Genomic DNA, 2,962 nt, shown 5'->3' with positions numbered 1-2,962 from the left:
TACAATTGTGGGTGTGTGCAAAAGTTTAATAAAGATAACGGAGGAGATATTCAATGAAGGAATTAATGAATGAATTAATGAGTGAGTTAAATTTTGAGGAATTGACAAGTTATGATGGGGGTTACAATGTATTAAATAATGGATGGTACGTTGTTGCCGCGACCGCATGGTCTATAGCGGGAGCTACTTGGGGATGCGGATCGGCTTCTAATATCACGTTTTTCACTTCAAATTATGGCAAAGGACGTTAAAGTGACCATTTAGCTCTACCAGTTATAATCAATGAGGAAAGTTGAGCAATTTTTTCAAACTAGACAGGGCGTGGAAATTTTATTGGAACATGGAGTGGTATCATGGTTGCTTGACATGGAAGTCTCTTCATACCATAGGATTTGCTATAGAGGTCGGACAGTAGTGATAAATTCCCGTATGGAGCGAAGAAGCCATGTGCGCCACTCCATGTGAAGTTCGTTTTTTTAACTGGTGAAGATTTTTCAATTTAACTAATTGAATTTTGCTCACATATGAGATGCTTTTGAATATCACTGAATAAAAATGATTTATTTTTTAAAAAGAGTGATAATTTAACTTGTTTAATATGGTTTTGTTGTTAATTAAAGGGTTAATATTCATTCTCTATAAATTGTTTTTGAATTTTTATTAAGGGTGCGAAATGTAAGTTAGATAGTTGCGAGCTACATAGTTATAAAAACAGAAGCTAGCTAATAGTGATTATTTTGTTTGATGGAGTAGGAGGGGGCTCGATTTGGATAGTTTGTCTTCGTTTTTTAAGAAAATAGAAAGCTTATTCCCGGATTCAGAGCTTTTTACAGATTTAATGTTGCTACATAGACCAGATGCGTATGAAAATTTAGCAGTAGGATTGCAATGGGAGTACACAAACATAGATAGAGTAGTATTTGAATATGAATATTTACCCTATCCTACTATCACGTGTGGTGTTATTACATATAATGAAGAAAGATGCATAAGAAGATGTTTACATAGTGTAATGGATGAATTTGACGAAATTATAGTAGTAGATTCAGGATCTAACGATAATACCTTAGCAATAATAAAAGATATGCAAAAAAAGTGTTCACATGTGGAAATATTAGTTGAACCATGGAGGAATGATTTTTCGTTTCACAGGAACAAAATCATTGAAAAAGCGAGTGGAGACTGGATTTATTTTATAGATGCGGATAATGTTTATTCAAAGGAGAACAAAGGGAAAATAAAAAGAATTGCAAGACTGTTGGATTTTTTGGGGATTGATTGTGTTATAAGCCCAAAAATCATTGAACATGATGGAAGTATTTCATTAGATAATAGGAGAATGTTTTCGTTGAAAAAAGGTATTTTGTTTAGTGGTAAGGTGCACGAAGAACCTGTTTTATTAAGTGGAGACATCCCAATTAATATTCCAGCCAATATTATTGTAGAGCATGATGGATATGATCCACGAATTGTAGACATAGAGAAGAAAAATGAGAGAAATAAGGAACTTACAAAAGAAATGCTGGAGATTGAGCCCTCTAATCCAAAGTGGTTTTACTTCTATGCCCGAGAATTATACAATTCGAAAGGTGATATACGTATAGTTAAAAACTATCTTATTAAATCAATAGAATTAAGTCAAAATACTAATTCTAGATTTTTTTTAGATGCAATGTTGTTGTTGTGTAGGATATTATTTGAAAATAATGACTTTAAATTATTAGAAAGTTATTTGGATTTGTTCGAACAAATATATCCTAATTGTTCAGATATTGATTACTATAGAGCTTTAATGATAAAGATGAGTATAGAACAAAAAATAACAAAACTTATATATGTCTTAGAAGATTGTATTAGTGTAAATAGGAAATATAGCTTTATTAATGAATCAAATGATCACATAAAGCTATTAGTGTTTGACCTTTTGATGTCAATAAATGATTGTGATAGAGCAATAGAGATTTATGAGTGTATAAAGTCTGAAAGTTTGAAACTATCTTCTATGAAAAAACTATACTTATATGTAGATAAAATACGATCACAGCTATTCACGTGATACTAGTGTATGAAGAACATAAGTTTTCTAAAACACGTGTCTGATGAGCGGGGAAATGATATACTTCTTGCGGATGTATAGGGATAATTATTCTTCAGGGAATGCATTTAGAATATGTCTTTTACAGTTGAAGAAAGGCTTTACATTTTTTTATAATACATTTATGAAAGGGGATGTTTTTTGTGTTTGTTGATTTTTTGAAAAATCTAATTAATAAACAAAAAAAAATAATAATTGAATTGGATGAGAGATATTTTGATAAAAAGAGCCTAATGGATGCAGTAGTGAAACAATTAACAAATCAAGGAAAAATTTGTGAAGTCGTTGGTGTGGACTTATTATTGATTGATGGGAAAAAGTATTATTTATCAGAAAGAAACGTTGTTGCTAAATATTGCCCTCCTGTGCAACAAGCCGTTTTGATAGAAGTAGATTAAGGGAACCCTTCGTGTTATATGCATACACTTTAAAATGATGATTTCCAATATGGATTTGTCGGACAAGAACGCATTCGATCAAATGCTTCTTATGATATTGATTTGGAAAATCGACTTTACTCTGTTTAAAAGTATCCACTCAGCCCAATATCAGCGAGATTTTCAGAATCCAGCACCAATAGGGCATTTTCGGTATCGAAAATGCCCTAGGAGGAATGGAGAATCGTTTGGAGAGACTCCACACTCAGAAGTCTTTGTAACGATTCCCACACCGGCTTTTCGTGTTTTTGAAGGGTGGAAATGACACTACGAATGACACAGAAAGCCTCGGTATCGTCTTCCTGACGAAACGTTCCAGAAATTTTTTGTTTGACTTTCACCATCTGCAAATTGCGTTCGGCTTGGTTGTTGTCAAACGGCACTTCTTTCTTTCGCAGGAAGAGAAGCGCTTCGTGCTTGCGCTTTTCTG

4 protein-coding genes are annotated in these 2,962 nt (G+C 33.0%); 3 read left to right on the top strand and 1 reads right to left on the bottom strand.

What is annotated here, in order from left to right; genetic code table 11:
• Positions 1–53: 53 nt before the first annotated feature.
• From M4I42_RS16505 to M4I42_RS16495, 3 genes are all read left to right on the top strand, one after another.
• Positions 54–251 (top strand): hypothetical protein, encoded by a 198-nt coding sequence (locus M4I42_RS16505; protein WP_268853139.1) that lies wholly within the window; start codon positions 54–56, stop codon positions 249–251.
• Positions 252–766: 515 nt separating this feature from the next.
• Positions 767–2,056: a SunS family peptide S-glycosyltransferase gene (locus M4I42_RS16500; RefSeq protein ID WP_268853138.1), complete on the top strand. Its 1,290-nt coding sequence runs from the start codon at positions 767–769 to the stop codon at positions 2,054–2,056.
• 182 nt (positions 2,057–2,238) lie between these two features.
• Positions 2,239–2,493 carry a hypothetical protein gene (locus M4I42_RS16495; protein ID WP_268853137.1) on the top strand — a complete coding sequence of 85 codons (255 nt, stop codon included), beginning with the start codon at positions 2,239–2,241 and terminating at the stop codon, positions 2,491–2,493.
• A gap of 206 nt (positions 2,494–2,699) precedes the next feature.
• Here the strand turns inward: M4I42_RS16495 and M4I42_RS16490 are convergent.
• Positions 2,700–2,962 (bottom strand): IS66 family transposase (locus tag M4I42_RS16490; protein ID WP_268853136.1); only part of this gene is annotated, 263 nt, incomplete at its 5' end.

Source organism: Anoxybacillus sp. J5B_2022, from assembly GCF_026847645.1.
GTDB lineage: Bacteria > Bacillota > Bacilli > Bacillales > Anoxybacillaceae > Anoxybacteroides.
Note: the sequence above shows the minus strand (reverse complement) of the source record. Positions and strands in the feature narration are given on the sequence as shown.

Coding starts and splice junctions, on each gene's coding strand:
- M4I42_RS16505 (WP_268853139.1), top strand. CDS start 54: ATGAAGGAATTAATGAATGAATTAATGAGTGAGTTAAATTTTGAGGAA.